This is a genomic window from Paenibacillus chartarius (assembly GCF_042432825.1).
Lineage (GTDB): Bacteria > Bacillota > Bacilli > Paenibacillales > NBRC-103111 > Gordoniibacillus > Gordoniibacillus chartarius.
The window spans coordinates 84,026-109,474 of record NZ_JBHLWN010000068.1 but is presented as its reverse complement, the minus strand read 5'-3'; the positions used below and the strand labels follow the sequence as shown (position 1 = coordinate 109,474).

Annotated in this window: 22 protein-coding genes; 5 read left to right on the top strand and 17 right to left on the bottom strand. The window is 55.0% G+C overall.

The window, feature by feature from the left end:
- Positions 1–21 precede the first annotated feature (21 nt).
- From ACFFK0_RS17025 to ACFFK0_RS17005, 5 genes are all read right to left on the bottom strand, one after another.
- Positions 22–609, bottom strand: coding sequence for a hypothetical protein (locus tag ACFFK0_RS17025; RefSeq protein ID WP_377471471.1), 588 nt, complete (start codon positions 607–609; stop codon positions 22–24).
- Positions 610–852: 243 nt separating this feature from the next.
- Positions 853–1,569 (bottom strand): response regulator transcription factor, encoded by a 717-nt coding sequence (locus tag ACFFK0_RS17020; RefSeq protein ID WP_377471470.1) that lies wholly within the window; start codon positions 1,567–1,569, stop codon positions 853–855.
- 76 nt (positions 1,570–1,645) lie between these two features.
- On the bottom strand, positions 1,646–3,475 hold the full coding sequence (gene pnpS / locus ACFFK0_RS17015) for a two-component system histidine kinase PnpS (RefSeq protein WP_377471468.1): 1,830 nt from the start codon (positions 3,473–3,475) through the stop codon (positions 1,646–1,648).
- Positions 3,476–3,567: 92 nt separating this feature from the next.
- Positions 3,568–4,056, bottom strand: coding sequence for a hypothetical protein (locus ACFFK0_RS17010; protein ID WP_377471467.1), 489 nt, complete (start codon positions 4,054–4,056; stop codon positions 3,568–3,570).
- Between the two features lie 78 nt (positions 4,057–4,134).
- Positions 4,135–5,682, bottom strand: coding sequence for a fumarate hydratase (locus ACFFK0_RS17005; RefSeq protein ID WP_377471466.1), 1,548 nt, complete (start codon positions 5,680–5,682; stop codon positions 4,135–4,137).
- A gap of 83 nt (positions 5,683–5,765) precedes the next feature.
- Here ACFFK0_RS17005 and ACFFK0_RS17000 point away from each other — a divergent pair, with 83 nt between their 5' ends.
- Positions 5,766–6,659, top strand: a complete 894-nt coding sequence (locus ACFFK0_RS17000; RefSeq protein WP_377471465.1) for a polysaccharide deacetylase family protein — start codon at positions 5,766–5,768, stop codon at positions 6,657–6,659.
- A 2-nt stretch (positions 6,660–6,661) separates the two neighbouring features.
- Positions 6,662–7,258 (top strand): 5'-deoxynucleotidase, encoded by a 597-nt coding sequence (gene yfbR, locus ACFFK0_RS16995; protein ID WP_377471464.1) that lies wholly within the window; start codon positions 6,662–6,664, stop codon positions 7,256–7,258.
- A gap of 87 nt (positions 7,259–7,345) precedes the next feature.
- Here yfbR and ACFFK0_RS16990 read toward each other — a convergent pair whose 3' ends face one another.
- The 4 genes from ACFFK0_RS16990 to citZ form a co-directional block, all read right to left on the bottom strand.
- Positions 7,346–7,780, bottom strand: a complete 435-nt coding sequence (locus ACFFK0_RS16990) for a hypothetical protein (RefSeq protein WP_377471463.1) — start codon at positions 7,778–7,780, stop codon at positions 7,346–7,348.
- Between the two features lie 173 nt (positions 7,781–7,953).
- Positions 7,954–8,895: a malate dehydrogenase gene (gene mdh, locus ACFFK0_RS16985; RefSeq protein WP_377471480.1), complete on the bottom strand. Its 942-nt coding sequence runs from the start codon at positions 8,893–8,895 to the stop codon at positions 7,954–7,956.
- 168 nt (positions 8,896–9,063) lie between these two features.
- Entirely contained in the window at positions 9,064–10,362 is a 1,299-nt protein-coding gene (gene icd / locus ACFFK0_RS16980; RefSeq protein WP_377471462.1) for an NADP-dependent isocitrate dehydrogenase, read from the bottom strand.
- A gap of 132 nt (positions 10,363–10,494) precedes the next feature.
- Entirely contained in the window at positions 10,495–11,607 is a 1,113-nt protein-coding gene (gene citZ / locus ACFFK0_RS16975; RefSeq protein ID WP_377471461.1) for a citrate synthase, read from the bottom strand.
- 285 nt (positions 11,608–11,892) lie between these two features.
- Between citZ and ACFFK0_RS16970 the strand changes: the two genes are divergently transcribed.
- A complete protein-coding gene (locus tag ACFFK0_RS16970; protein WP_377471460.1) occupies positions 11,893–13,434 on the top strand; it encodes a Ppx/GppA phosphatase family protein in 1,542 nt (513 codons plus the stop codon).
- Here the strand turns inward: ACFFK0_RS16970 and ACFFK0_RS16965 are convergent.
- The 8 genes from ACFFK0_RS16965 to ACFFK0_RS16930 form a co-directional block, all read right to left on the bottom strand.
- On the bottom strand, positions 13,406–15,502 hold the full coding sequence (locus ACFFK0_RS16965; RefSeq protein ID WP_377471459.1) for an RNA degradosome polyphosphate kinase: 2,097 nt from the start codon (positions 15,500–15,502) through the stop codon (positions 13,406–13,408). The genes ACFFK0_RS16970 and ACFFK0_RS16965 overlap by 29 nt on opposite strands.
- 148 nt (positions 15,503–15,650) lie before the next feature.
- Positions 15,651–16,070: an acyl-CoA thioesterase gene (locus ACFFK0_RS16960; protein ID WP_377471458.1), complete on the bottom strand. Its 420-nt coding sequence runs from the start codon at positions 16,068–16,070 to the stop codon at positions 15,651–15,653.
- Positions 16,071–16,156: 86 nt separating this feature from the next.
- Positions 16,157–17,911 (bottom strand): pyruvate kinase, encoded by a 1,755-nt coding sequence (gene pyk / locus ACFFK0_RS16955; protein WP_377471457.1) that lies wholly within the window; start codon positions 17,909–17,911, stop codon positions 16,157–16,159.
- Entirely contained in the window at positions 17,904–18,878 is a 975-nt protein-coding gene (locus ACFFK0_RS16950) for an acetyl-CoA carboxylase carboxyltransferase subunit alpha (protein ID WP_377471456.1), read from the bottom strand. The genes pyk and ACFFK0_RS16950 overlap by 8 nt, the downstream gene beginning before the upstream one ends.
- A complete protein-coding gene (accD, locus tag ACFFK0_RS16945) occupies positions 18,868–19,752 on the bottom strand; it encodes an acetyl-CoA carboxylase, carboxyltransferase subunit beta (protein ID WP_377471455.1) in 885 nt (294 codons plus the stop codon). The genes ACFFK0_RS16950 and accD overlap by 11 nt, the downstream gene beginning before the upstream one ends.
- A gap of 70 nt (positions 19,753–19,822) precedes the next feature.
- Positions 19,823–20,011, bottom strand: a complete 189-nt coding sequence (locus ACFFK0_RS16940) for a glutamate decarboxylase (protein WP_377471454.1) — start codon at positions 20,009–20,011, stop codon at positions 19,823–19,825.
- A 131-nt stretch (positions 20,012–20,142) separates the two neighbouring features.
- Complete coding sequence (locus tag ACFFK0_RS16935) at positions 20,143–20,649, bottom strand: phosphatidylglycerophosphatase A family protein (protein ID WP_377471452.1); 507 nt, start codon at positions 20,647–20,649, stop codon at positions 20,143–20,145.
- A gap of 154 nt (positions 20,650–20,803) precedes the next feature.
- Positions 20,804–24,472: a DNA polymerase III subunit alpha gene (locus ACFFK0_RS16930; protein WP_377471451.1), complete on the bottom strand. Its 3,669-nt coding sequence runs from the start codon at positions 24,470–24,472 to the stop codon at positions 20,804–20,806.
- A gap of 121 nt (positions 24,473–24,593) precedes the next feature.
- Here ACFFK0_RS16930 and ACFFK0_RS16925 point away from each other — a divergent pair, with 121 nt between their 5' ends.
- Together ACFFK0_RS16925 and ACFFK0_RS16920 are read left to right on the top strand one after the other, a co-directional pair.
- Complete coding sequence (locus ACFFK0_RS16925) at positions 24,594–24,923, top strand: YtrH family sporulation protein (protein ID WP_377471449.1); 330 nt, start codon at positions 24,594–24,596, stop codon at positions 24,921–24,923.
- Complete coding sequence (locus ACFFK0_RS16920) at positions 24,920–25,441, top strand: sporulation membrane protein YtrI (protein WP_377471448.1); 522 nt, start codon at positions 24,920–24,922, stop codon at positions 25,439–25,441. The genes ACFFK0_RS16925 and ACFFK0_RS16920 overlap by 4 nt, the downstream gene beginning before the upstream one ends.
- The last annotated feature ends 8 nt before the right edge of the window (positions 25,442–25,449 follow it).

Below are 25,449 nucleotides of genomic sequence, written 5' to 3'. Positions count from 1 at the left end.
ACACCATCACCTACCAGAAGCTCACATCATGACCTTAGCGGAGCTAACTTGATATTCAAAATTTTTTATAGTAACAGAGCTGCTAAATATATACTCTTTTATACTATAAAAAGGAATGAGATTGACTGACCTAACTAAAGTCCTTTGACTATTCAACAAATCCAATAGTGAAACTCTTGATAAGAACAATAATTTAAATAAAAAAAGTGTGTAACAAATAAAAACTGCCCATACAAAGATGGTTTCAATTTTCTCTCGTTTATTCATAACACTTGCCTGTTCCATTTCTTCCCGCCTATTCTCTGACGTTCTGTTGATAATTTCGTCACGCAATCCCTGTTTCAGTCTGTCCAGTGTTGTGCTGCTTTTTGGATGGCGGCACGGCGCAAACCCGCTGCCGCTGCTGCTCCTCTCAGCCGCCCGCCAGAAGCTTTCGTCAACGTAAAGATCAAGAAGTGTTTGACAGGCCGCTTTCGCAGCGGCCGAATCATTTTTCAGCAAATAATAACAGATATTGTAGCAGTCGACCTCATACCTCCGTAATTCCGCCTTCTCACATAACATAAACAGTATAGAGGACAAAACTGAAGATTTTTGAAACAAAATCATAATATTTCCTTAAGATTTCGATTTGCAATGATTGCCAAGCAACGAAATTTCTCCAATAGGCAGCATGATCGATTCGGCCTCGTCCCGGAGCCGCGCGAGGAAAGCAGTATATCCCCGGCACGACCGGGAACCCGATTTCAACGAAGCCGCAGCCCCCTAGCTGCAATCCGCCGCTCAGCCCGACAGGCCCCGACCCATATCCCCGATAAAAACAAAAAATGGGCCCCAAAGGACCCATCCGACTTACTTCTTCAACTGCTGTGTAACCAGCTTGTACCCTACGCCCCGAATCGAATCGATCTGCACCGACTGCTGATTCATCTCCAGCTTCTTGCGCAGCGACGAAACGTGAACGTCCACCGTTCGCTGGCCTCCGATATAATCGAAGCCCCAGACGATATTCATCAAATCGTCGCGAGTTACGACGACGCCAGGCCTTTGAACCAAATATAGCAGCACCTCGAACTCCTTCGGACGCAGTGGAATCGGTTCGCCGCCGAGCAGCACCTCGTACTTCTCCGGGTAAATGTGCAGCTCGCCGATTTCGATCACTTTATCGCTTGACTGCTGCCTGTCCACGACGCCTTCATCCGGCTTCGTGCGTCGCAGTACGGCCGACACGCGGGCAAGCAGCTCGGCGACGCCGAAAGGCTTCGTCATATAATCGTCGGCGCCATGCTTAAGCCCTTGTACGACTTCTTCCTCCGCATTCCTTGCCGTCAAAATAATAACCGGCGTCTGATTTCCCTTCTGCCGAAGCTTGGCCAAAATCTCGAAGCCGCTGAGCCCAGGCAGCATAATATCTAATATAATGAGGTCAAAGGGCTGCTGCAGCGCCGCCTGCAAGCCGTCGGCTCCGTGATCGACGACTTTCGTCTCATAGCCTTCCTGGGTCAAGTTATAGGAGAGCAACCGGGCCAGGGTAGGCTCGTCCTCGATGACTAAAATTTTGTTTCCCATACAGGGATCCCCCAACTAAGAGTATTCATTGTTAGCGTATCATCATCTTCATGAAAAAACCATCATTTCTTGAAAATTAATGAATCACCGGAAGCTCGATCGTAAATGTCGTACCGAAACCCGGCTCGCTATCCACCCGAATCGTTCCATGATGCAGCTCTACCAGATGCTTCACGATCGATAGCCCTAACCCGGTGCCTCCGGAGCTGCGCGACCGAGCCTTGTCCACACGGTAGAACCGTTCGAAAATGCGCGGCAAATCTTTCTTGGGAATGCCGATGCCCGTGTCTTGAATCGTAATCCGGACTCGTTCGTATTCAGCCGGTTCGCCTAGCTCTCCGGCAGTCGAGTACTTACCGCCTTCACCGTACAACGGATCGATCCGAACCTTAACCTTTCCGCCCTCGGGCGTATAGTTGATGCCGTTCGACAGCAAATTAATAAAAATTTGCCGCAATCGATCCTCGTCGGCTTCCATATACATATCGTCCGGAACCTGACTCAGCAGCTCAATATGCTTCTTGTTCGCTTCCGGCCTCATCATACTGATTAGATTATCGACAAACACCGGCATATCGACCGGCGAGAACTGCAGCGGAATCCGCTTGGATTCAATCTTCGACAGCTCCAGAATATCCCCGATCAACCGGTTGAGCCGCTCCGATTCATCGAAAATAATTTGCAAAAACTGCTTCGCCGTATCCATGTCGTTCAGCGCCCCGGCCAGCAGTGTCTCCGTAAAGCCTTTCACCGCGGCGATCGGTGTCTTGAGCTCATGCGAGACGTTGGCGACGAACTCGCTTCGCATCCGCTCCAGGCGTCGAACCGCCGTAATATCGTGCAGTACGATCAATACGCCGGCCCATTCGTCGCCTTCATGGGCTATAGGGCTGAGGTTAATATCCAGGATGCGCTCCGACGGATAATAAAACATCATTTCGTCGCGGACATGCTCCCCCGTATCCACGCATTCTTGAATGAGCTTGGCGAATTCGTATTGCTGCTTCGCCTCGTCATACTTCTTGCCGAGCAGCTCCTGCGCCGTAAATCCGAGCAAATCTTCGGCAGCCGGGTTCAGCAGCACGATCCGCTCGTCTTTATCGATCATCATGACGCCGCTCGTCATATTTTCCAGGACGCTCTTCAGCCGGTTTTCGTTCTCCGTAATGCGGTGCATCTGCAGCTGGAGGCTGTCCGCCATCGCATTGATCGCCCGTCCCAGCTGACCGACCTCGTCGTTCCTGCTCATATTGACGCGCGCTTTGTAGTTCATGTTCGTAATTTGCTTGGCGACGCGGGTAATTTTCTCTATAGGCCTTGTCAGGCCGCGGGCAATCCGGTAAGACACCGCTCCGGCCAGAACGAACAAGACGGCAAGTCCGACGATGAGAAAATACCACACCTTCTCAACCGTCGCTTCCACATCCTTGAGACTCATAGCAAGCCGCAAATATCCGTTCTGTTGTCCCGGCTGATCCAGCCTCATCGCCACATATAGCATATTCTGCTTTAGCGTGTCGCTATACCGAATCGAGCTGCCGAATCCGTTCGCCCGTGCACCGGCGATTTCCTCGCGATCGAAGTGATTGTCCATGAGACGAGGATCCTGGTCGGAGTCACCCAATACCTGTCCGTCCGATCCGATATACGTAATTCGGGTATACGCCAAATTTTTCAGCTCGGTCGCTTGTTCCGTATAATGACTAATGCTCTCGTCGGTACTCGCCGTACTTTTGCCCCAATCGCCGGATACGGAGATGACCTTCAGCTCGCGCATCAAATTGCTGCGCAGCAGATCGACATGGGAATCCTCCAATACCTTGGCGATGAACAGTCCTGCCGTCAACATCGACAAGCCGATGATCACCATCATGATGAATGTGAGCTTCGCGCGAAATTGGTTCAAGCTTCGTTCCACCTTTGTCAGGAATAGAATGCCACACTCAAGCGTAACCTTCAACGCTTCGGCTCGTCCAGTCTTTTTATGTTAAGAATTTATTAATGTAACTCGGCGAGCAGCCATTCATCTCCCCCGTCACGGGACAAAAACCAAATATGCTCGAATAGCCCTGCGGATTTGCAAATAAGCTCCTTACGCTCCAAAATATCGGTCAAACGAAACGCCGGGGAAGCGTTCCGAATGAGTAAAGACAACGGATAGTCGTGGGAATAAGCGGCAAATTTCCCCTCCTTCACACGAATACGTTCGTTCAGCTCTCCGATCAGCTTGTCCAGTCCGCCGATTTCGCACTGCATCGTCGCTTGCCGGCCCAGCACCATCTTCGCTTCATATTCGTCGTAGAACAAATGGGTGATTTCCAGCCCGATTTTGCCGCGGGTCTTCGTATTTTCCAGCACGGCATCCGGGCGCTCCTGCTGATACAACAGCCGCATGGCGGGTTCGTAACGTTCGTTGTGCCGCTGCAGGAAAATTCGGATCGCTGTGCGTTCGAGCAGCTTTTTTTCACGAAAATGTTGTTCGCTCATGCGTCCTCCCCGTTGTGCAGGAAAGGGAGACTGTTCCGCGCGTCGCTGCAAGCGGAAGTCTCCCCTGAATGTTATTGCTTACTTGAATACCGGCTCTTTGAATTGCTCCAGTTTGGCTCTGGAGTCGCTCTCGACATCGGCGTGCAAGGAATTTCCGTGCGAATCCATCGTGACGATCGCCGCGAAGCCTTCCGTTTGCAAATGCCACATCGCTTCCGGAATGCCGAACTCCATGAAGTGGACACCTTCCACCTTCTTGAAGCACTGCGCATAGTATTGCGCTGCACCGCCGATTGCATTGAGATATACGGCTCCGTGCTCCTGCAAGCCTTTCAGCGTCTTGGCGCCCATACCGCCCTTGCCGATCACGGCGCGAATGCCGAATTTCTTAATAATGTCGGCTTGATAAGGCTCCTCGCGAATCGATGTTGTCGGGCCGGCAGCCTTAACGTGGTACTCGCCGTTCTCATCCTTGTACATAACAGGTCCGCAGTGGTACAGGGCCGCACCTTCCAGGTCCACCGGACTGTCATGATCCATCAGATACTTGTGGAGCGCATCGCGGCCTGTGTGCATCATGCCGTTGATAATGACGACGTCGCCGACCTTGAGGCTGCGGATCTGCTCTTCGGAGATCGGCGTCTGCAGCACGATTTCGCGGCGCTGCTCGTTCGCTTCCTCCAGCTTGTCGACCGCCTCTTCTACGGCCAGTCCTTTCATCGCAATGCCTTTGCCGCTCTTGTATACCCAATCCTTAATTTCGCCAGTCGATGCATCGATTATAACGCCTTGACGGCGGAACGCCCAGCAATTGTACGCCACCGATACGAAGAACGATGCCGGCAGCCGGTTGGCGACGCCGATTTTGCAGCCGAGCAGCGATACTTGGCCGCCGAAGCCCATTGTGCCGATCCCGAGCTTGTTCGCATTTTCCATGATATAGTCTTCAAGCTTGCGCAGCTCTTCATTCGGGTTGACGTCGTCTACGGGGCGGAACAGCTGATGCTTGGCCAGCTCGTAGCCGCTTGTCCGGTCGCCGCCGATGCCGACGCCGATGAAGCCTGCGGAACAGCCCTGTCCTTGCGCTTGGTACACGGCGTGCATGATGCACTTTCGGATACCGTCGAGGTCGCGGCCGGCTTTGCCCAGTCCTTCCAGCTCTGCCGGCAGGGAGTACTGGATGTTTTTATTTTCACAGCCGCCGCCCTTCAGAATCAGCTTCACTTCGATGTCGTCCCGTTCCCACTGCTCAAAGTGGATGACCGGCGTACCCGGACCCACGTTGCCCTGGTTCTCACCGGTAAGCGAATCGACGGAATTCGGACGGAGCTTGCTGTCCTTCGTCGCCTGCGCGACGGCGTCCTGAATCTGCTTCTTCATGACGATTTGGTTCGCCCCGACCGGGCAGTGTATAATGAACGTAGGCATGCCTGTATCTTGGCAGATCGGAGATACGTTGCACTCAGCCATATTAATATTCTCGCCGATAGTCGAAAGCGACAGTGCGGAGCGCGTTCCTTTGTCTTCAAGCTCTTGTGCGGCTTGAATCGCCTTGCGAACGTCGGCCGGCAAATTTGTCGATGTTTCGACGATCAGGTTATAGACGCTTTGCTGAAAATGTTGCATGAATGAAATCTCCTCTCCCATATCGGAATAGCTACTTTATTATAGCACATTTACCGACAGAAGAGGACAACGGGGGAGGCACTATGAAACCTTGGATCGGATTGTCGCTGCTGCTGGCCGCATTAGGGATCGGCTTGATCGGGCCGGCTCTGCAAGCGTCCCGAAGCGATGTCATGTACCGGGATCAGGTCGCGGTGCTGATGTACCACCACGTCGATGAGACGGCGGAAAGCTCCAGTACGATTACTCCGCAGCTGTTCCGGTCGCAGCTTGAGACGCTGAAACGATTGAACTATCATTTCATTACCTTGGAGCAGTTCAGCGCCTTCATGGACGGCAGCGGCGAAGTGCCGCCCAATGCCGCGCTCGTCACTTTCGACGACGGGTACGAGAGCTTCTATACGAAGGCGTATCCGATTCTGCGCGAGCTTCGCGTACCGGCGGTTAACTATATCATCACCGGCACCCTGGAGCATCCGAAGGAAACGTACATCCCTTCTCTATCGCGCGATGAATTGCGGGCGATGCGGAAGGAGTCGCCGGAGCTCGTCTCATTCGGCTGTCATACGGATTCGATGCACGGCAAGCTCGACAACGGGGATGCGATCATGACGGGGCGGATCACCCGGGGGGACGGCTCCCCGGAGACGGAGGACACCTACCGCGAACGGGTGCTGCTGGATACGAAGCAATGTTTGCAGAAGCTCGGCGAGCTGGAGGCGGGAGGCTCCGATACGCTGGCTTACCCGTTTGGCATCACGAACCGGCAAGCCAGCGCTATCGTCGGCGACGCCGGCGTGCGCTACGCATTCACGATTACGCCGGAAATGGCCGTTCCCGGCGTCGATCCGCTGCGGATTCCGCGGATCAATGCCGGTTCGCCGAACATTTCGCCTGAAGGGCTGCACAAAACCATCACCCGGCGGATCGTTCGGGTGCCGGAACAATTGAAGTCGAAAGCACATGCAGGGGGATAACGATGGACAGTCCATTTTCAGCATATTTGTATAGGCTGCGATATATTGACCGTTGGAGTTTGATGTGGAACACCCGCAAAGAATCCGTCGCGGAGCATTCCTTCTTTGTGGCGGCGCTGGCTCATCAATTGTGTACGATCGCTAACGAAGTATTCGGCCGCAGCGTGCCGACAGAGCGCGTCGTATCGCTCGCTTTGTTTCACGATGTAAGCGAGGTGTTCGTCGGCGATATCCCTCAGCCGGTCAAGCATAACAACGAGAAGCTGCGCAGCCAGTTTCACCTGATGGAGCGCGAAGCGTCCGAACGGCTCGTTCAGGCTGCTCCACAGCCGCTGCGTGCCGTTTACCGCCAGCTGCTCGTGGAGCCGGATCCGGAGCTGTATAGATGGGTTAAGGCCGCTGACCTGCTGGACGCCTACTTGAAGTGCGTAACGGAGCTCGCCGCCGGCAACCGCGAATTTACGGTAGCCCGCCAGCAGGTACAGGCCAGCCTGGACAAGCTCGGCATGCCGGAAATCGGCTACTTTCTCGAGCATCTGGGACCTTCGTTCGAGAAGACGCTCGATGAAATGTCGCTGCTAACCGGCGAAGACGAATAAAAGAACAACAAAAGCCGACTCTCCCGCGCTGCTACGGCGCATGATCGAGTCGGCTTTACTATTCTGCTGATATGAACGATAATCGGCTTACAGCGCGATCCCGCGTGCCATCGAATACATCAAGAAAATGATGGCCAGCAGGAAGACCGCCGAAATCCAGCTCAGTACTGCTGCGCTGTTACGGTTCGCGTCGACGCTGCCGCCGGAAGTTGCTGCATCGATCAGCTTCTTCATGCGAACGCCCATGATGCCGGTGACGGCACCCATCGCTACGAGCAGCACCAGCGAGGCGATCAGCCACCAAATGTTGTACGTGTATTTCGGAATCAAGTATCCGCCGGTCAGAAGCTCGAAGATCAAACCGAACTGACCGACGCGATTCATCGTTCGCATTACCGACATATAGCCTGCCAAAGAAGCACCGGAAAGCTTGCTCGAAGCAGCGATCAGGAACGGCAGCAAGAAATAGAAGCCCATCAGGACCCCGCCTACCACATGTAAAAAAACAAACACTTGTTGCATCGTACGATGACAGCCCCCTTAATGGCATAGATTCCTAATAAGTATACTAGAAATAGGATGGTAGGGCAAAGGGCCTGAGCCGGCGAGGCTGCCCCGAACGGCAAAAACCGGCATCGTCCCTCTAACAGAGAGGCATGATGCCGGTTATTCGCAGGTAAGCTTGATCGTTCCGCTTACAATGTAACGACCTTCATCACGTTACGTACCGACTCGGCGGATTTGTCCAGCGCCGCCTTCTCTTCCGGCGTCAGGTCAAGCTCGATAATTTTCTCGATGCCGCTGCCGCCGAGAATCGTCTGAACGCCCATAAACAGGTTGTCGTAGCCGTACTCGCCCTCCAGCAGCGCGATCGTCGGCAATATACGCTTTTTGTCCTTCAGGATCGCTTCCGTCATTTGCACGAGCGATGCGGCAGGAGCGTAATAAGCCGACCCGCTTCCGAGCAGATTGACGATTTCGCCGCCGCCTGTGCGTGTGCGCTTGACAATCGCCTCGATACGTTCAGCGGAAATCAGTTTCTCAATCGGGATGCCGCCGGCATAGGTGTAACGAACGAGCGGTACCATGTCGTCACCGTGGCCGCCGAGAACGACGCCGCGAACGTCCTCCACCGAAACGTTCAGCTCTTGCGAAATAAAGGTTTGGTAGCGTGCCGTATCGAGTACGCCGGATTGGCCGATGACACGGTTTTTCGGGAAGCCGAGCGTGTTGTAAGCAACGTAAGTCATCGCGTCAACCGGGTTGGACAGAATGATGACAATCGACTCCGGAGCGTATGTTTTCACGTTCTCGCATACCGATTTGACGATGCCTGCGTTCGTATTCACGAGGTCGTCGCGGCTCATGCCCGGCTTGCGTGCGATGCCGGCCGTAATGATGACAACGTCGGAACCTGCAATGTCTTCGTAATTTGCCGTACCGATAATATTCGAATCGAAGCCTTGGACCGGACTTGCCTCCAGCATGTCGAGCGCCTTACCTTTGGTCGGATTCTCCAGCTGCGGAATGTCCAGCAATACGACGTCGCCCAGTTCTTTCTGTCCGAGCATCAAAGCAGTTGTCGAGCCGGTAAAGCCGGCACCGATAACGGAAATCTTATTGCGGCGAATTGCCATGACCATTCCAACCTCCATTAGAGTTAGTGAATGAATTTCCTACCAAATAGTATAGGGGAAGGAAGCGACTTTTAAACTAATGGTTCCCATTCCTTCCGTGGAACAACAGTCTAAAGGAGCCGCCTCCTTCCCCTATGTGAACATCATGCTGCCGAAGAGCTCGGCAACTTACGCCATATGCTTAATAATTTCGTTTGCAAACTCGGAGCACTTAATTTCTTTCGCGCCTTCCATCAGACGGGCGAAGTCATAAGTAACCGTCTTCGCAGCGATCGACTTCTCCATGCCCGCGTAGATCAGGTTAGCCGCTTCTTGCCAGCCGAGATGCTCGAGCATCATGACGCCGGACAAAATCACGGAGCCCGGGTTAACGACGTCAAGACCTGCGTACTTTGGAGCCGTACCGTGCGTAGCTTCGAAGATCGCGTGGCCGGTCACGTAGTTGATGTTCGCGCCCGGAGCGATACCGATACCGCCGACTTGCGCCGCGAGTGCGTCGGACAAGTAGTCGCCGTTCAGGTTCAGTGTCGCGATGACGTCGAAGTCCGTCGGACGAGTCAGTACTTGCTGCAGGGCGATGTCCGCGATTGCGTCCTTCACGATGATTTTGCCTGCTGCTTCCGCATCCTTCTGTGCTTTGTTCGCCGCTTCTGCGCCTTGCTCCGCCTTAATGCGGTCAAACTGCGCCCAAGTGAACACCTTGTCGCCGAACTCGCGCTCAGCCAGCTCATAGCCCCAGTTCTTGAACGCGCCTTCGGTGAACTTCATGATGTTGCCCTTGTGAACGATCGTCACGGACTTGCGGTTATGCTCGATCGCATACTCGATAGCGGCGCGGATGAGACGCTCGGAGCCTTCGGACGAAACCGGCTTTACGCCGATACCGGAAGTTTCCGGGAAGCGGATCTTCTTAACGCCCATTTCGTTCTGCAGGAACGCGATAACCTTCTTCACTTCTTCGGAGCCCGACGCCCACTCGATGCCGGCGTAGATGTCCTCTGTGTTCTCGCGGAAAATGACCATGTCGACAAGCTCAGGACGCTTCACCGGGGAAGGTACGCCGTCGAAATAACGAACAGGACGCAGGCACACGTACAGGTCAAGCTCTTGACGCAGAGCTACGTTCAGGGAGCGGATACCGCCGCCTACCGGAGTCGTCAGAGGTCCCTTGATCGCTACGATGTACTCGCGAATCGCTTCCAGCGTATCGTTAGGCAGCCAGTTGTTGTATGTGTTGAACGCCTTCTCGCCGGCGAACACTTCGTACCATGCGATTTTCTTCTCGCCTTTGTATGCTTTCTCGACAGCGGCATCCAGTACGCGCTTCGATGCAGCCCAGATGTCAGGGCCTGTGCCGTCGCCTTCGATGAACGGAATAATCGGGTTATTCGGAACGTTCAGCTTGCCGTTCTCGATCGTGATCTTCTGGCCTTCAGTCGGTAATGCGTATTGTTCGAAATTTGGCATTGGAAAAATCCTCCTTGAGTTTATGTATCGGTGCAGGCGCTATGAAGAGCATACACACAACAAACGGGTGCTCAAAGGCGGGAACCGCTCGCCTCTGAACCGCCCGCTATCGGTACTTCAGGTTGATCGAAATTATCGAGCGTCGATCGGAACGTACTTCTGGTTCGTCGGGCCGACATATTCGGCGCGAGGACGAATCAGACGATTGTCGGCGAACTGCTCGAGAATGTGAGCCGTCCAGCCGGAGCAGCGGGAAATCGCGAAAATCGGCGTAAACAGATCGCGCGGAATTTCCAGCGCCGTATACACGGAAGCGGAATAGAAGTCGACGTTCGGCTTCAGGCCCTTCTGGCCGGTAACCATGTCTTCAATCTTGATCGACATGTTGTACCAGTCCATATTCCCCGTAATTTTGCCGAGCTCGTGCGACATCTTCTGCAGATGCTTCGCGCGCGGGTCGCCGTTCTTATAGACGCGATGACCGAAGCCCATGATTTTTTCTTTCTTCTCCAGCTTGCCGCTGATGTAAGGCTCGATGTTCTCGTATGTGCCGATTTCTTCCAGCATCGCCATGACCGCTTCGTTAGCGCCGCCGTGCAGCGGTCCCTTCAGCGTGCCGATTGCCGATGTAATACCGGAATAGATGTCGGTCAAAGTCGCAACCGTAACGCGCGCAGCGAACGTGGAAGCGTTCAGCTCGTGGTCGGCATGCAGCACAAGAGCTTTGTCAAGCGCTTCAATCGCTACCTTGTCCGGCTCCTTGCCGGTCATCTGGTACAAGAAGTTGGCGGCAATAGACGAGTAGCCTTTCGGTGCAATCGGTTCTTGACCGTTACGAATGCGTTGGAAAGCGGCGACCAGCGTCGGAATTTGCGCTTGAAGCTTGATCGCTTTGCGCAGATTCGACTCGGCGCTCATGTCGTTCGCTTCTTCGTCATACAAAGCAAGGCTCGATACGGCCGAACGAAGCGCAGCCATCGAATTGGCGTTCTTCGGATATGTCTTGATTTGATCCAGCACGGCAGCCGGAACATTCGCATTGGCGTTCAGATCGGCAATCAGCTGGTCGAGCTCGCTCTGTGTCGGAAGCTTCCCGTGCCACAGCAAGTAAATTACTTCTTCGAACGTTGCGTTCTCCGCCAGGTCGTCGATATCGTAGCCACGGTACGTCAGTACGCCGTCGATGATCGAACTGATGGAGGATTGGGCGGCTACGATGCCTTCCAAGCCTTTCGTTGCGGTCATTGCGATCTCTCCTTATATCGAAAGTTACAGGATTCCCAATTTTGTACATGATCCCTTCTAACATCATAAAGGATTTACTTGGCGCTGTGAACCGAATGGGACATAAAACTTTATAATCACAGCTACAACTATCGTCTATCGCAGCGATCGACACCATCCAAAGTGTGGCTAATCGGACAGGAAACTATACCCTTGTCCTGATTGTTCGAAACGGGCGGAATTGATACAATGGAAATATTGCAGCGACTGCTTCCACAGCCACTAGTGAAACAAGGAGATTACCGCATGAGCATAACTAGCCGAATCGGCATTATCGATATCGGATCCAACTCCATCCGACTGGTCATCGTCGCGCATAACGAGCAGGGCGCGCACCGCGTAGTCGGCGAATGGAAGGAATCGGCGCGTCTTAGCGAAAGAATCGGATCCGACGGAATTCTTCAAGAAAAGGATGTCGCTGACATCATTCCCATCCTGAGCCGGTTTCGCACGATTTGCAGCGCATCCGGCGTAACTCGCATCCGAGCCGCTGCGACAGCCGCTATTCGCAATGCAGCCAATTCGGCGACGGTGGTCCAAATGCTCCGCTTAAGGACGGGCCTCTCCATCGAAGTATTGAGCGGAGAAGATGAAGGCCGCCTCGGCTTTCAAGGCGTTATCAACACCATGGCGGTGCAGGACGGTTTTATTGTAGATATCGGCGGCGGCAGCACGGAAGTAACGCTGTTCCAAAACCGCCGCGTCCGGCACAGCGTTTCTTTTCCGTTCGGTGCCGTCAATACGTGCCGGATGCATACGAAGGACGGCGACGTCACCTCCGAACAAATCCAAACGATTCGGGCGATGGTGATGGAAGCCGCCGCCGCGCACCCCTGGATGACGGCGAATCCGGGGCTGCCTCTCATCGGTCTGGGCGGTACGGTCAGGACGCTCGGCAAGCTCGATCAGAAGCGGCGCAAATACTCGTTCAATCAGGCGCACAATTATCACCTTTACCCCGAAAACGTTCAAGAGCTGGTGGACTGGCTCCCGTCGCTTACTTACGAGAAGCGCAAAAAAATCGAAGGCCTGTCGAAGGATCGAGCCGATATCATCGTACCTGGCCTGCTCATTCTTCATACCTTGTTCGGACTGCTCCAAACGAAAAAGTACATTGTCAGCGGCGCAGGTTTGCGGGACGGCTTGTTTTACGAAATGATCCGGCCTGAACGGCCGATCGTCGACGATGTGCTGGAGCACAGCGTGAACAACCAGCTAGCCCTGCATTCCTTCATTCCGCTTCAGCATGCGAAGCAAGTCGAACGCATCGCCCTCAAGCTGTTCGACGACTTGTTTCCGCAGCATGGCGGCGACGATACGGCCAGACGCTTGCTATCCGTCGCAGCCCGGTTATACCGACTCGGATCGGCTGTAAATTACTATCAGTACACCCGGCATACGTTCTACATGATCGCCTATACCCGTATCGACGGCTTGTCGCACCGGGAGACGCTGCTCTGCGCGCTGATCGCTTCCTATAAAACAAAAAGCCGGACCCGTCAGATGCTCCTGCAGTTCAGGGACATTGTCTCGGAATCCGACGAAGGGATGATTGTCAAGCTGGGCACGCTGCTTCAAGTCGCCGTAGCGCTCGATAAGAGCGAAACCCAGCTGGTCGAACACGTATCGGCAGCCGCCGATACCAAAGCGGTAAGACTGCGTCTTCACTGCAAAGACTGGCCTCGGCTGGAGCTTATGGAAGCAGCCGCGGCGGAGAAAGAGTTTCAGAAAGCCTGGAATGCCAAGCTTGAGATCGACGTTATTTCAGAAGCTTCTTCCACTGTTTAATGTTCATCGCCTCGAACTGGCTTCGATGCATGGTTCCGTCTTCAACTTGAATAGGTTCGTAAAGACCGCTCGGCAGCATACGCCGGGCTTTTACGTTATCCTCCAGCGATAGCTGCAGGATTTGAATCAATATGCGTTGAAGACGCTGGTCAAACACCGGGAACAGCAGCTCGATTCGGCGGCTGAGATTTCTTGTCATCCAGTCGGCGCTTGAAATAAATACTTCCGGGTGACCGCCGTTCTCGAAATAGTAGATGCGGGAATGCTCCAGAAAGCGGTCGACGATGCTGCGCACCGTAATTCGATCGGATATCCCTTCCAAGCCCGGACGCAAGCAGCAAACGCCCCGGACGATCAAGTCGATGTTGACTCCGGCTTGGGAGGCCGCATACAGCTCGTCGACCATTTGCTGGTTGGAGAGCGAATTCATTTTCCCGATGATTCGCGCCGGCCGTCCGGCTCTGGCATGCTCCGCTTCCCGGTGAATGAGGCTGATTAAAGCGTCCTTCAGGTTCGTCGGAGCGACGGCGATCGCCTGCCAATTGTGCGGTGCAGAGTAGCCGGTAATTTCGTTAAACAAAGCCGATGCGTCTTCGCCGATGACCGGGTGACAGGTGAACAGACCGATATCGGTGTACAGCCGCGCGGTACTGTCATTGTAATTGCCCGTACCGACATGTACATATCTGCGCAGCATATCCTGCTCCTGTCGCACGACGAGTGTGATCTTCGCATGCGTCTTCAATCCGACCAGACCGTAGACGACGTGACAGCCCGACTTCTCCAGCTTGCGCGCCCATGCGATATTGCGCTCTTCATCGAATCGCGCTTTCAGCTCAACGACGACGGTCACCTGCTTGCCCGACTCCGCGGCATGGGCAAGGGCACTGATTAACGGCGAATTGCCGCTAACGCGGTACAGCGTCATTTTGATAGCTAGCACTTGGGAGTCGTTCGCGGCCTGCTCGATGAAATCGGTTACGGCGTCGAACGATTCGTACGGATGATAAACAAGCACGTCCTTCTGGCGCAGCACCTCGAAGAAATCTTCGGAATCCTTGAACTCGGCCGGATACACCGGATCAATCGACGGGTAGCGCAAATGATCGAAGCCGCGAATTTGTCCCGCCAGCTTCATAAAGAACGTTAAATCGACCGGTCCGTTGATCATAAATACGTGCTCATCGATCTCGAATTCATCCTGCAGCTGCGTCAGCGCATACGGGTGCATATCTTCCTGAACTTCAAGCCGCACCGGAGCCCCCCACCGCCTGCGGCGCAGCTCCTTCTCAATCTCCTCCAGCAAATCCTCCGCGCCCTCTTCGTTCAAGGTCAAGTCGGCATTGCGCGTCAGCCGGAACGTATGTGCCGCGATCGGCGTATACCCGCTGAACAGCGATTGAATATGTTCTTTGATCAGCTCTTCGATCAAGATGAACTCCTGCTTCTTGCTGTTCGCCCTAGCCGGCACGGGAATGATACGGGAAAGATTCGAAGGCACCTGCACTATGGCAAAATAAGGCTCGTCCTCGCTCGTCTGCCCCTCGCGCTCCAGCACGACGGCAAGATAGACCGACTGGGTGTGAACAAGCGGAAACGGACGGCTCTGATCGACGGCCATCGGCGTCAGCACCGGGAAAATAATATCGTGATAATAAGCGTCCATCGCCTTCTTCTGGCTTTGATTCAGACCGTTGTAATCGACGAAGACGATGCCTTCCTTCGCCAGCTGCCGGCAGATGTCGCGATACGATTTGTACTGCTCGGCGACGAGCCTCGCGGTACGCTTCATAATGCGCCGGAACAACCCGGCAGGTGTGAAACCGGTAAAATCCTTCTTTGTATATCCAGCCTTCATCTGATCCTTGACGCCTGCTACCCGCACGCTCATGAATTCATCCAAATTCGATGATACGATGGACAGGAATTTCATTCTTTCCAGGAGCGGCGTGCTCGGATCTTGAGCTTCTTCCAGCACACGCCAATTGAATTCAATCCAGCTCAAATCGCGGTTGAAGTAAATGGATGCGCCTTCTTTCGTCGTATGTGAAGCTTGAGATTCCGTCATGTTAACCCTCCGCCATGGATACCAGCTTTCGACATAATAGTCGATATAATTGTACTATTCAATATTTCACTCGACAACGAATGTTTTTGTAAATATTTATTAATTTTTCGTAAATTTATTCGAGTTTTGTTAACGTTATGTAAAATTCTTAGAATCGTTCCTGCAGCATGCGGTGCAGCTCCGGAAGATGCCGCTCCAATCGTGCCGGCTTCCACTCTTTAGTTACCCACATATGCTTGGTAAATCCTGTCGCGAAGAGCAAACCTTCCGGATCGGCTTCGCCGCGCCTGATTTCATACTCGAATTCGAGCCGGACTCCCGTACAAGCGGTTACCTTCGTGAACACCGTGACGCACTCATCATACCTGGCCGCCTGCTTGAATTGGGCGCCTACCTCCAGCACCGGAAGCAAAAGTCCCTGTTCTTCAATTCGCTCGTACGGATAACCGCAAGCGCGGATCAGCTCCGTACGTCCCCATTCGAACCAATTGATATAGTTCGTATGGTACACTACTCCCATACGGTCGGTTTCCTGGTAGCGGACCCGGAACGTAAACGAATAGCTCACAGCTGCACCTCCATCGGTTTATAAAAATGGATAAAAAAAGAGCCGCCGCTTGTACAGCGGGCAGCCCTTATTTATACGCTAGCCTCTTACAGGACTTTCGCCCGTCCGGAATAGATCACGCCGACCTCCGGGTAAATCGACACTTCCATGCCTTCCTTCAGCAGCTCTGTCGCCTGGTCTACACCGACAATAACCGGAATGCCCAGGCTCAGACCGACAACTGCCGGATGCGAAGTAATACCGCCGGTTTCCGTAATAACGGCCGACGCTTTCTCGAATGCAGGCATGTAATCGCGGTCGGTCGAAACCGTAACCAGCACAGCTCCCTGAGTCATCTTGGCGTTCGCCTCTTCCGGCGTGCGGGCAATGACGACTTTGCCTGTAGCCGTCTGCGTACCGATCCCTTGACCTTTGGCTACCATCTCGCCAACTTGATGAACCTTGATCAGATTCGTCGTACCGGAGCGGCCGACAGGAACTCCAGCCGTAATCACAACGATGTCGCCGAGACTAATATGGCCCGACTTCACGCTGTTCTCTACAGCCAGATCGAACAGCTCGTCCGTCGTCTTCGCTTCGACGCCCGAGATCGGCACAACGCCCCATACGAGACTCAAGCGGCGGATCACCTGCTCGTTCGGCGTAATCGCGATGATCGGTGCCTTAGGCCGGTATTTTGAAACCATGCGGGCGGTATATCCCGTTTCCGTCGGCGTCAGAATGGCGCGTGCATCGAGCTCCAGAGCGGAATTGGCGACCGCCTGCGAGATGACCTCCGTTACATTCTTCTGCTGGAAGCTCATTTGGCGAATATACATTTCTTTATGATCCAGCGCAGATTCCGCTTTCTCGGCAATACGCGCCATCGTTTGAACGGACTCCACCGGATATTTGCCTGCGGCCGTTTCGCCGGACAGCATGACGGCATCCGAGCCGTCGAATACGGCGTTTGCCACGTCGGACGCTTCGGCACGCGTCGGACGAGGATTGCGCTGCATCGAGTCAAGCATCATCGTTGCCGTAATGACCGGCTTGCCGGCCTGATTGCATTTCTTGATCATCTGCTTTTGAACGAGCGGAACCTCTTCGGCAGGAATCTCTACGCCGAGGTCACCGCGCGCAACCATGAGACCGTCGGAAACCTCGAGAATTTCGTCGAGATTTTGGACGCCCTCTTCATTCTCAATCTTGGAAATAATCTGGATATGGGATGCATTGTGCTGCTCGAGCAGCTGGCGAATTTCCAATACGTCGCTCGCTTTGCGTACGAACGATGCAGCGATGAAATCGACGCCCTGCTGAATGCCGAATACGATATCGTTTGCATCCTTCTCCGTGATGCCCGGCAAAGATACTTTGACGCCAGGTACATTAACGCCTTTCTTGCTTTTCAGCGTACCGCCGTTCGTAATGCTGCACTTGATTTCCGTGTCGGTCAAGTCGATAACCTTCAGCCCGATCAGGCCGTCGTCGATCAGAATGGTCGAGCCGATCTGGACATCCTTCGGCAATTCCGGATACGTAATCGAAATGCGGTTCTCGTCGCCCAAAATTTCTTCCGTCGTGAGCGTAATTTCATTGTCCTGTACAAGCTCGACAGCGTCTACTTTCAGCTTGCCGGTGCGGATTTCCGGACCTTTCGTGTCAAGGAGAATCGCCACGGTTTTCCCGGTTTCGGCGCACGCCTGGCGAATATTTTTGATCCGGTTGCCGTGCTCCTCGAAATCGCCGTGCGAGAAGTTCAGGCGAGCGACGTTCATCCCCGCGACCATCAATTTCTTCAGGTTTTCAACAGATTCACTGGCAGGTCCGATAGTACATACAATCTTCGTTTTACGCATGGTTTCCCTCCTGGGTATAGGTGAATCGGCCGATCTTTCTAAATTTATTATAACGGTCTTCACGAAGCTGATCTTCGCTTAGCGTCATTAGATCGGTCAAATGACGAACAATATGTTCCTTCAGCAGCTCCGCTTGCGCCGCATGGTCGCGGTGTGCGCCGCCCTTCGGCTCGGGGACGATGCCGTCGATGACGCCGAGTCTTTCCAGATCCGCCGCGGTGATTTTCATCGCTTCTGCAGCTTCCAGCGCCTTCGAAGAATCTTTATATATAATGGAGGCTGCGCCCTCCGGCGAAATCGCCGAGTAGATCGCATTTTCCAGCATTAATACACGGTTGCCGACACCGAGCGCAAGTGCGCCGCCGCTGCCGCCCTCACCGATAACGATGCAAATGATCGGGACGCGGAACGAAGCCATCTCGAACAAATTGTGGGCAATCGCCTCGCTTTGTCCTCTCTCTTCCGCCGCCTTGCCGGGGTATGCCCCCTTCGTATCGATGAACGTCACGATAGGCCGGCGGAACTTGTCCGCCTGCCGCATCAGTCTCAGCGCTTTTCGGAAGCCCTCGGGATGAGGCATGCCGAAATGCCGGGTGATGTTGTCCTTCGTGTCCTTGCCTCTTTGATGTCCGACTACAGTAACAGGTATGCCGTTCAGCTTGGCAATGCCGCCGACAATAGCCAAATCGTCGCCATGCAGCCGATCGCCGTGAAGTTCGACAAAATCCGTACAAATCGCTTGAATGTAATCGATTGTCGTGGGACGCGCCGGATGGCGAGCAATCTGCATCCGCTCGGCCGCCGACATGACAGCATACAACTCGTTCTCGATTTCCCGGTACTTCATTTCCAACCGGCGAATTTCCTCGGAGAAGTCGATATGCTTATCTTCGCTGATTTTCTTCAGCTCGTCGATCGTTGCACGCAGCTCGATCAACGGCTTTTCGAAGGCCAAATCATTCGCCATACGCCGCGTCCCCTTTCATCGTGTGCATATCGAGGATTTTCGTCAGCACAGTCCGCAAGTCCTTGCGGGCAACAACCTTGTCCAACTGGCCTTGCTGAAAATTCGACTCCGCGGTCTGGAAGTTATCCGGCAGCTTCTGCTGGATCGTCTGTTCAATAACGCGCCGGCCTGCAAATCCGAACGATGCGTTAGGCTCGGCGATAATTATATCGCCCAGCATCGCGTAGCTTGCCGACACGCCGCCGAAGGTCGGGTCGGTAATGACCGACACGTAGAGGATGCCCTTCTCGTGGAGCTTGGTCAGCACCGCGCTCGTCTTCGCCATCTGCATCAAGCTCAAGATGCTCTCTTGCATTCTCGCCCCGCCCGAGGTCGAGAAAATGAGCAGCGGATAGCCTTTCTGCAGCGCCATCTCCGCGGCCCGCGCAATTTTCTCGCCGACGACGGAGCCGAGCGAACCGCCCATAAAGTCGAAGCTCATGACGCCGATAACGACGGGGAAGCCTCCGATTGTTCCTTCGCCGGTGATAATCGCGTCCCGCAGCCCGGTTCCTTCGGTCGCCTTGCGCAGCTTGTCCGGATAGTCCGGAAAACCGAGCGGGTCTTCGGACACGATATCCGTGTCATACTCAAAGATTCGGCCGTCATCGAGCGTCATCTGAACCCGTTCGATGGCATTCAGCTTGAAATGGTAGCCGCAGGAGGAGCACACCTTCAAATTTTTCTCAAGTTCTTTGCTGTATTGAATGTTTCCGCACTTCGGACACTTGTTCATGAGTCCTTCCGGGATGTCGCGCTTGGCCCTTTCCGGGCGTTCTACTCGTTCAGAAGGAATTGTCGCGTACTTACGCTTGTGAAACAGATCTTTTAACACAGGTACACCTCACCGGCTATAGAGTAGTAGTAACGATGAAGCGAATGAAGTCCGAGCTTTGGCGTTGGCGTTATCTATGTAAAATTGAATTGAGTACTTCCTGAACTTCCTCGAGCTCGCCCTCCGGTACCAAAATTTCGAACTGGTTCTTCGTCAGGCTAATGGGGCGAACCTGAACAAGGAAGCCCTCCTCCGAAAGCTTCGTCTTGATGCGATCGGCAATTTTGGCAGTCGGTGCGATATAAATTACCGTCCACATAAACGATCCTCCTATGCGGCTTTCAGCGAATTATGCTTGGACACACAATAGAATCATCATAGCACAATGTCGCTTTTACCCGCAACAAAGCTAAACGACGCACGTTGAAGAAGAGCAGCTTCGGAAGCTGCTCAATGCTCGTCGTTAGGCGAAATCCCTTCATATTCGACCGCTTTCGGATTTTGGTGAGCGATTCGCGCCGATGCCGCCGCTGCAAGCCCTGCGACAAGATCGTCCAGGAATACATGAATCGCCTGCTTGTGATCGTTCAACGTGCGGATAATCCCTATCTTCTCCTTATCCAAATAGCCGAAGCTGGTCAGCCCGATCATGCCGTAAACGTGCACGATGCCGAGCGCCAGCGTCTCGTCCACGCCGTAAAGCGATTCGTCGGCTTCCATGATCGACTGCAGCGGCTGAGGAAGCAGCTTTCGCTCCGCCATCTCATCCAAAGCGATTCCCGTATACAGGGTGTACTGCACTTCCCGCTTGCTCAGCACCGCATAGACGCTCTCCAGGCATGCATCCTTGGTTAGCTCATCGTTATAAGGATGTTGAAGCTTGTATACAATGTCCGCAATTTGTTCAACCGTAACGCCGCGTTTGTTCAATAGCTCCTCAATCGGATGGCCCTTCATGCGTTCATCTCCTCGTTCATACGTAGAGTGATGCCGGCTGCCGCCGGTTCTACCATACGTATGAACAGGAAGCTCGAAATATGTTTCATAGCGGAGCCGCTCGCCAGGCCCAGCTCTGCCCGAATGCTCCGCTTGTACGATAACGAGTGTGAAATTATTTCACGCGGGCCGATTGGTCGCCCATGATCGCCTCAATAGCCCGGATGAGCTCAGCCGTCGGTTTGACCCGGTACTGGTCGCTGAGCCCCAGGACTCGCTGCGTCCGCTCGTAGAACAGTGCGACAGGAAGCGGTCCGGCATGCTGCTGCAGGAGCGCTTGCAGCTTCTTCAGCCGCTGCGGCTCTTCGCGGTCAGGGGATATTTTGACGAAAACGCGCTGCTCGCGCGCCGTCCGCGGCTTGCCGACGGCCGGCGCAGACTCGGCGGCCTTGGTCGCCGCCGGTGCAGCCTGCCTCCGTGAAGCGCCTTCGGTTCCCGACATGGCGGTGTTTCCTGCAGGCGCCCCGGGCTTCCAGCTCCGCAGCAGCGCCTCCGCTCCCGGTCCCGAGAGATCGGCGATGCGCTCCGCCAGCAGCTTGAAGCCTTCGTCCTGCAGCTGCAGCTTCGCCCGGATCAGCAGAAGCCGGCCCTTGGCAACGAGCGGGGCAGCCTGCTTCCACAGCTCGGGGAACAAGACGACCTCCGTCTTCTCGATTCGGTCCTCGACCTCGGCGAACGCCATTGCCTGTCCTTTCTTCGTGACGATCGTTTTGCTGGAGACAACCATACCGGCGACGAGCACGTCGCTGTTGTCGGGATAATCCGCCAAGTCGTGCAGCATATCGAGCCGCGCCTCCTCCAGCAGCTGCGCATAGGCATCGAGAGGGTGGCCGGATACGTACATGCCGAGCAGCTCCTTCTCCCACTCCAGCCGCTGCGTCGACGACACGTCGGACATCTCCGGGAAGCTGATGTCCCAATTCGGTGTCTCTTCGAAGCCGAGCAGCGACAGCTGCAGCTCGTCCCGGTCCTTCTGGTATTTCAGAGCGGCGTCGACGGCGTAATCGATCATTGCGATCTTCTGGGCCCGATTGCCGGGCAGCTCGTCCATGGCGCCGCAATAGATGAGCGACTCGATCACCCGCTTGTTGCACACCCGCAGATCGACGCGGCGGCAAAAGTCGAACAAGCTTTCGAACGGCCCTTTGTTCCGCTCCCGCATGATCGCCTCGATCGCCTGCGTGCCTACGTTCTTGACGGCGGCCAGTCCAAATCGGATGCCCGGCGAATGCCCCTCGCCGCCGGCAATCGGCGTAAACGTGACGCCGCTTGACGTAACGTCGGGCGGCAGCACGGGGATGCCCATCCGCCGGCATTCGTCGACGTATTCCGCCGTCTTGCGGTGGTTGCCCATGACGGCTGTCAGCATCGAAGCCATGAAGGCTACGGGGTAATGAGCCTTCAAATACGCCGTCTGAAACGCCAATACGCCGTAAGCCGTCGCATGGGCGCGCGGGAAGCCGTAATCCGCGAAGCGAACGATCATGTCGTAGACGAGATTCGCCTCTGTCTCCCCGTACCCTTGACGGAGTGCTCCGGCGACGAAATGGGCCCGCTGCTCGTCGAGCACCTCCCGCTTCTTCTTCGATACGGCCCGGCGCAGCAAATCCGCTTCGCCGAGCCGGAAGCCGGCCATCGTGGAGGCGATCTGCATAATCTGCTCCTGATATACGATGATACCGTACGTATCCCGCAGAATCGGCTCCAAGGTCGGATGCGGATAGACAACCTCAACGGCGCCGTGCTTCGCTTGAATGTACTGCGGAATGAACTCCATCGGTCCCGGCCGGTACAGGGCCAGAACCGAAATGATATCCTCGAAGCACGTTGGGCGCAAATCCCGCAGCACCCGCCGCATACCCGCCGACTCGAGCTGGAATACCCCCGTCGTATCTCCCCTGCTCAGCACTGCATACGTCGCATCGTCGCGGTCCAGATCAAGCTGGTCCAGACGCAGCTTCACGCCATGCTCGCGTTCGATCCAGCCGAGTGTCCGTTCGATGATCGACAGCGTCCGCAAGCCGAGAAAATCCATCTTGAGCAGGCCGATTGATTCGAGGTGCTCCATTGTATATTGCGTCAGCGGCGTTTGTACCGCGCCTTCCTGCAGCGGTACATATTCGGTCAGCGGCTCGCGCGAAATCACGACGCCGGCCGCATGCGTCGACGCATGGCGCGGCATCCCTTCAACCTTGCGCGCCATCTCCAGCAGCTCGGCCGTCTTTGCCGAACGGGCGGCCGCCGCCTGCAGCTCCGGTACGGCCTTCATCGCCTCCTCGAGCGTAATGCCGAGCGAATGCGGAATGAGCTTCGCGGCCCGGTCGACTTCGCCGTACGGCACGTTCAGAGCGCGGCCCACATCGCGCACCGCAGCACGGGCCGCCATCGTGCCGAACGTAATAATCTGCGCCACTCGTTCGGCCCCGTATTTGTGCATCACATAATCGATGACCTCGTCGCGCCGTTCGTCGCTGAAGTCGATATCGATATCCGGCATCGATACCCGCTCCGGGTTCAGAAACCGCTCGAACAGCAGCCGGTACCGCAGCGGATCGACATCCGTAATCTTCAGGGCGTAAGCGACCAGGCTTCCCGCCGACGAGCCACGCCCCGGCCCTGTCGCAATGCCCTGCTCATGAGCGAACCGGATGAAATCCCACACGATCAGAAAATAATCCGAATACCCCATCCGCTCGATTACATCCAACTCATACGCCAGCCGCGCCTCCGCTTCCCGGCGAAAGCCGCCTTCGGCTTCCGCTCCGCCGGCCGCGGAGCCGCCGTGCTCCTCGCAGCTGCAGCCGGCCCCGGCGGAAGGGGCTCCCGAAGAGTGCCAATCTTCGCGCGCTCCATACCGCTCCTCCAGCCCGCGCACACACAGCTCGCGCAAATAAGCGGCTGCATCGAGCCCATCCGGCAGCGGTTGGAACTGCGGCAGAATCGACTTCCCGAACGTCAGCTCCAGCTCGCACGATGCCGCGATGCGCACCGTATTGTCCACCGCTTCGGGAACGTGCGCGAACAAGCTGCGCATCGACTCCGCGCTCTTCAAAAACAGCTGGTTCGTCAGCGGCTTCAGCGTGCGGTCCTCATCATCTACGGTTGAGCCCGTACCGATACAGATCAACACGTCCTGCATCGCCGCATCGCTTTCCTCGACGTAGTGCACGTCATTCGTCGCTACGAGCGGAATGCCGGTCTCACGGCTCAGCTCGATCATCGCCTTCATGACCTTCTTCTGCTCCATCATGCCGTGGTCCTGGATTTCCAAATAGAAATCGTCACCGAAAATCGCCTTGTAGCGCAGGGCCGCCGCTAGCGCCTCGTCACGCCGGTCATACAGCAGGTGCTGAGAAATTTCGCTGCCGAGACAAGCGCTCAGGCATACGAGCCCCTCCGCATGCTGCGCGAGCGCCTCCGCATCGATGCGCGGCTTGTAATGAAAGCCCTGAAGATGCCCGATCGAGACAAGCTTCATCAAATTCCGATAGCCGGTCTCATTCTTCGCCAGCAAAACCAAATGATAAATCGGCTGCTCCTGCCGGCTGCCCTTCTCCTTCAAGGAACCGCTCGTATAATACGCCTCGCAGCCGATGATCGGTTTGATCCCGCGCTGCTTGCACGCCTTGTAGAAGGCGATCGCCCCGTACATGACGCCGTGGTCGGTCAGGGCGAGCGAAGTCATGCCGAGCTCCGCCGCCCGCTTCACCAGCGCATCGATGCGCGCCGCTCCGTCAAGCAAACTGTATTCGCTGTGTACGTGCAGATGAACAAACTCGCCCATGCCGTCCACGCTCCCTTCGTCATGTTTTGAACAAGCTTCTCATATGATTGTACCATAAGGCGAACAATTTGCGAACAGCACACGAACAAAAGTCCAAGGAAGACGAAAGGCAAGGTGCCGTATGCCTCTTATCAGCCAACTGATCGTTAATTTCTTCGTAGCCTTCGGCGTCGTGCTGGGCGGAGCCATGCTGGGCGGCGTCGCCTCCGTACTGATGCTGCAGCCGCCTACCGTGCAGATGCTCAATCTGGCCGAAAAAATGAAAATATGGGCGATGGTCGCCGCTGTCGGCGGAACGATCGACCCGATACGATATATCGAAAACTCGTTTGCGGAAGGTCACGTATCGATGGCGGGCAAGCAAATCTTGTTCATTATTTCCGCCTTTATCGGCGCTCAGCTGGGCACCTCGCTCATTCAAATGATCTGCAAGTCGGGAACGTCGTCATGAGAGTGCCGGAGGTCGACAAATACGCCCGCTTCTTCCAGGCCGTCGGCATCTTCATCGCCGGCGGCATCGTCGGAGCGGCCGTATTCATGAGCATTCACCAGCATTTGTTCAACCTGCTGCTGGAGCAAAATTACGCGTTGAAGGATAAGGTCGCACAGCTGGAAGAAGAAAACCGAAGAGCGACCAAACAGAGGGAAATTCAGGGGGCAATCGCCAAAATCAACGTGAGGGTGGTAGCCGAGGACGGAAAGGCGGCCCTTGACAGCATCACGCAGAAGGAACTGGAAACGAAGATCCGCAACGATCTCAAATTTCTAATCGGCAAGAAAAGCGCTGACATTCAAGACGATCTGGACGTATATACGAAACTGCTCGCCAGCAAAACGTTCTTCGGCGTCCAGGGCAAAGATTACCGGGTCGACGTCCACGCGCTGTTCTTATCCGGCAATCAGCTTACCTACTATGTGAAAGCGAAGGACAGCACGAAAACGCCGACGCTTTCGGGAATCGACGATTAGCCGCCTTA

Coding starts and splice junctions, on each gene's coding strand:
- ACFFK0_RS16935 (WP_377471452.1), bottom strand. CDS start 20,649: ATGAAGGGCCATCCGATTGAGGAGCTATTGAACAAACGCGGCGTTACG.
- ACFFK0_RS16950 (WP_377471456.1), bottom strand. CDS start 18,878: ATGGCGAATGATTTGGCCTTCGAAAAGCCGTTGATCGAGCTGCGTGCA.
- ACFFK0_RS16925 (WP_377471449.1), top strand. CDS start 24,594: ATGCCTCTTATCAGCCAACTGATCGTTAATTTCTTCGTAGCCTTCGGC.
- mdh (WP_377471480.1), bottom strand. CDS start 8,895: ATGGCAATTCGCCGCAATAAGATTTCCGTTATCGGTGCCGGCTTTACC.
- ACFFK0_RS17025 (WP_377471471.1), bottom strand. CDS start 609: ATGATTTTGTTTCAAAAATCTTCAGTTTTGTCCTCTATACTGTTTATG.
- pyk (WP_377471457.1), bottom strand. CDS start 17,911: ATGCGTAAAACGAAGATTGTATGTACTATCGGACCTGCCAGTGAATCT.
- ACFFK0_RS17000 (WP_377471465.1), top strand. CDS start 5,766: ATGAAACCTTGGATCGGATTGTCGCTGCTGCTGGCCGCATTAGGGATC.
- ACFFK0_RS16990 (WP_377471463.1), bottom strand. CDS start 7,780: ATGCAACAAGTGTTTGTTTTTTTACATGTGGTAGGCGGGGTCCTGATG.
- ACFFK0_RS16965 (WP_377471459.1), bottom strand. CDS start 15,502: ATGACGGAATCTCAAGCTTCACATACGACGAAAGAAGGCGCATCCATT.
- citZ (WP_377471461.1), bottom strand. CDS start 11,607: ATGACCGCAACGAAAGGCTTGGAAGGCATCGTAGCCGCCCAATCCTCC.
- yfbR (WP_377471464.1), top strand. CDS start 6,662: ATGGACAGTCCATTTTCAGCATATTTGTATAGGCTGCGATATATTGAC.
- ACFFK0_RS16930 (WP_377471451.1), bottom strand. CDS start 24,472: ATGGGCGAGTTTGTTCATCTGCACGTACACAGCGAATACAGTTTGCTT.
- ACFFK0_RS16920 (WP_377471448.1), top strand. CDS start 24,920: ATGAGAGTGCCGGAGGTCGACAAATACGCCCGCTTCTTCCAGGCCGTC.
- ACFFK0_RS16940 (WP_377471454.1), bottom strand. CDS start 20,011: ATGTGGACGGTAATTTATATCGCACCGACTGCCAAAATTGCCGATCGC.
- ACFFK0_RS17010 (WP_377471467.1), bottom strand. CDS start 4,056: ATGAGCGAACAACATTTTCGTGAAAAAAAGCTGCTCGAACGCACAGCG.
- ACFFK0_RS17005 (WP_377471466.1), bottom strand. CDS start 5,682: ATGCAACATTTTCAGCAAAGCGTCTATAACCTGATCGTCGAAACATCG.
- ACFFK0_RS17020 (WP_377471470.1), bottom strand. CDS start 1,569: ATGGGAAACAAAATTTTAGTCATCGAGGACGAGCCTACCCTGGCCCGG.
- ACFFK0_RS16970 (WP_377471460.1), top strand. CDS start 11,893: ATGAGCATAACTAGCCGAATCGGCATTATCGATATCGGATCCAACTCC.
- icd (WP_377471462.1), bottom strand. CDS start 10,362: ATGCCAAATTTCGAACAATACGCATTACCGACTGAAGGCCAGAAGATC.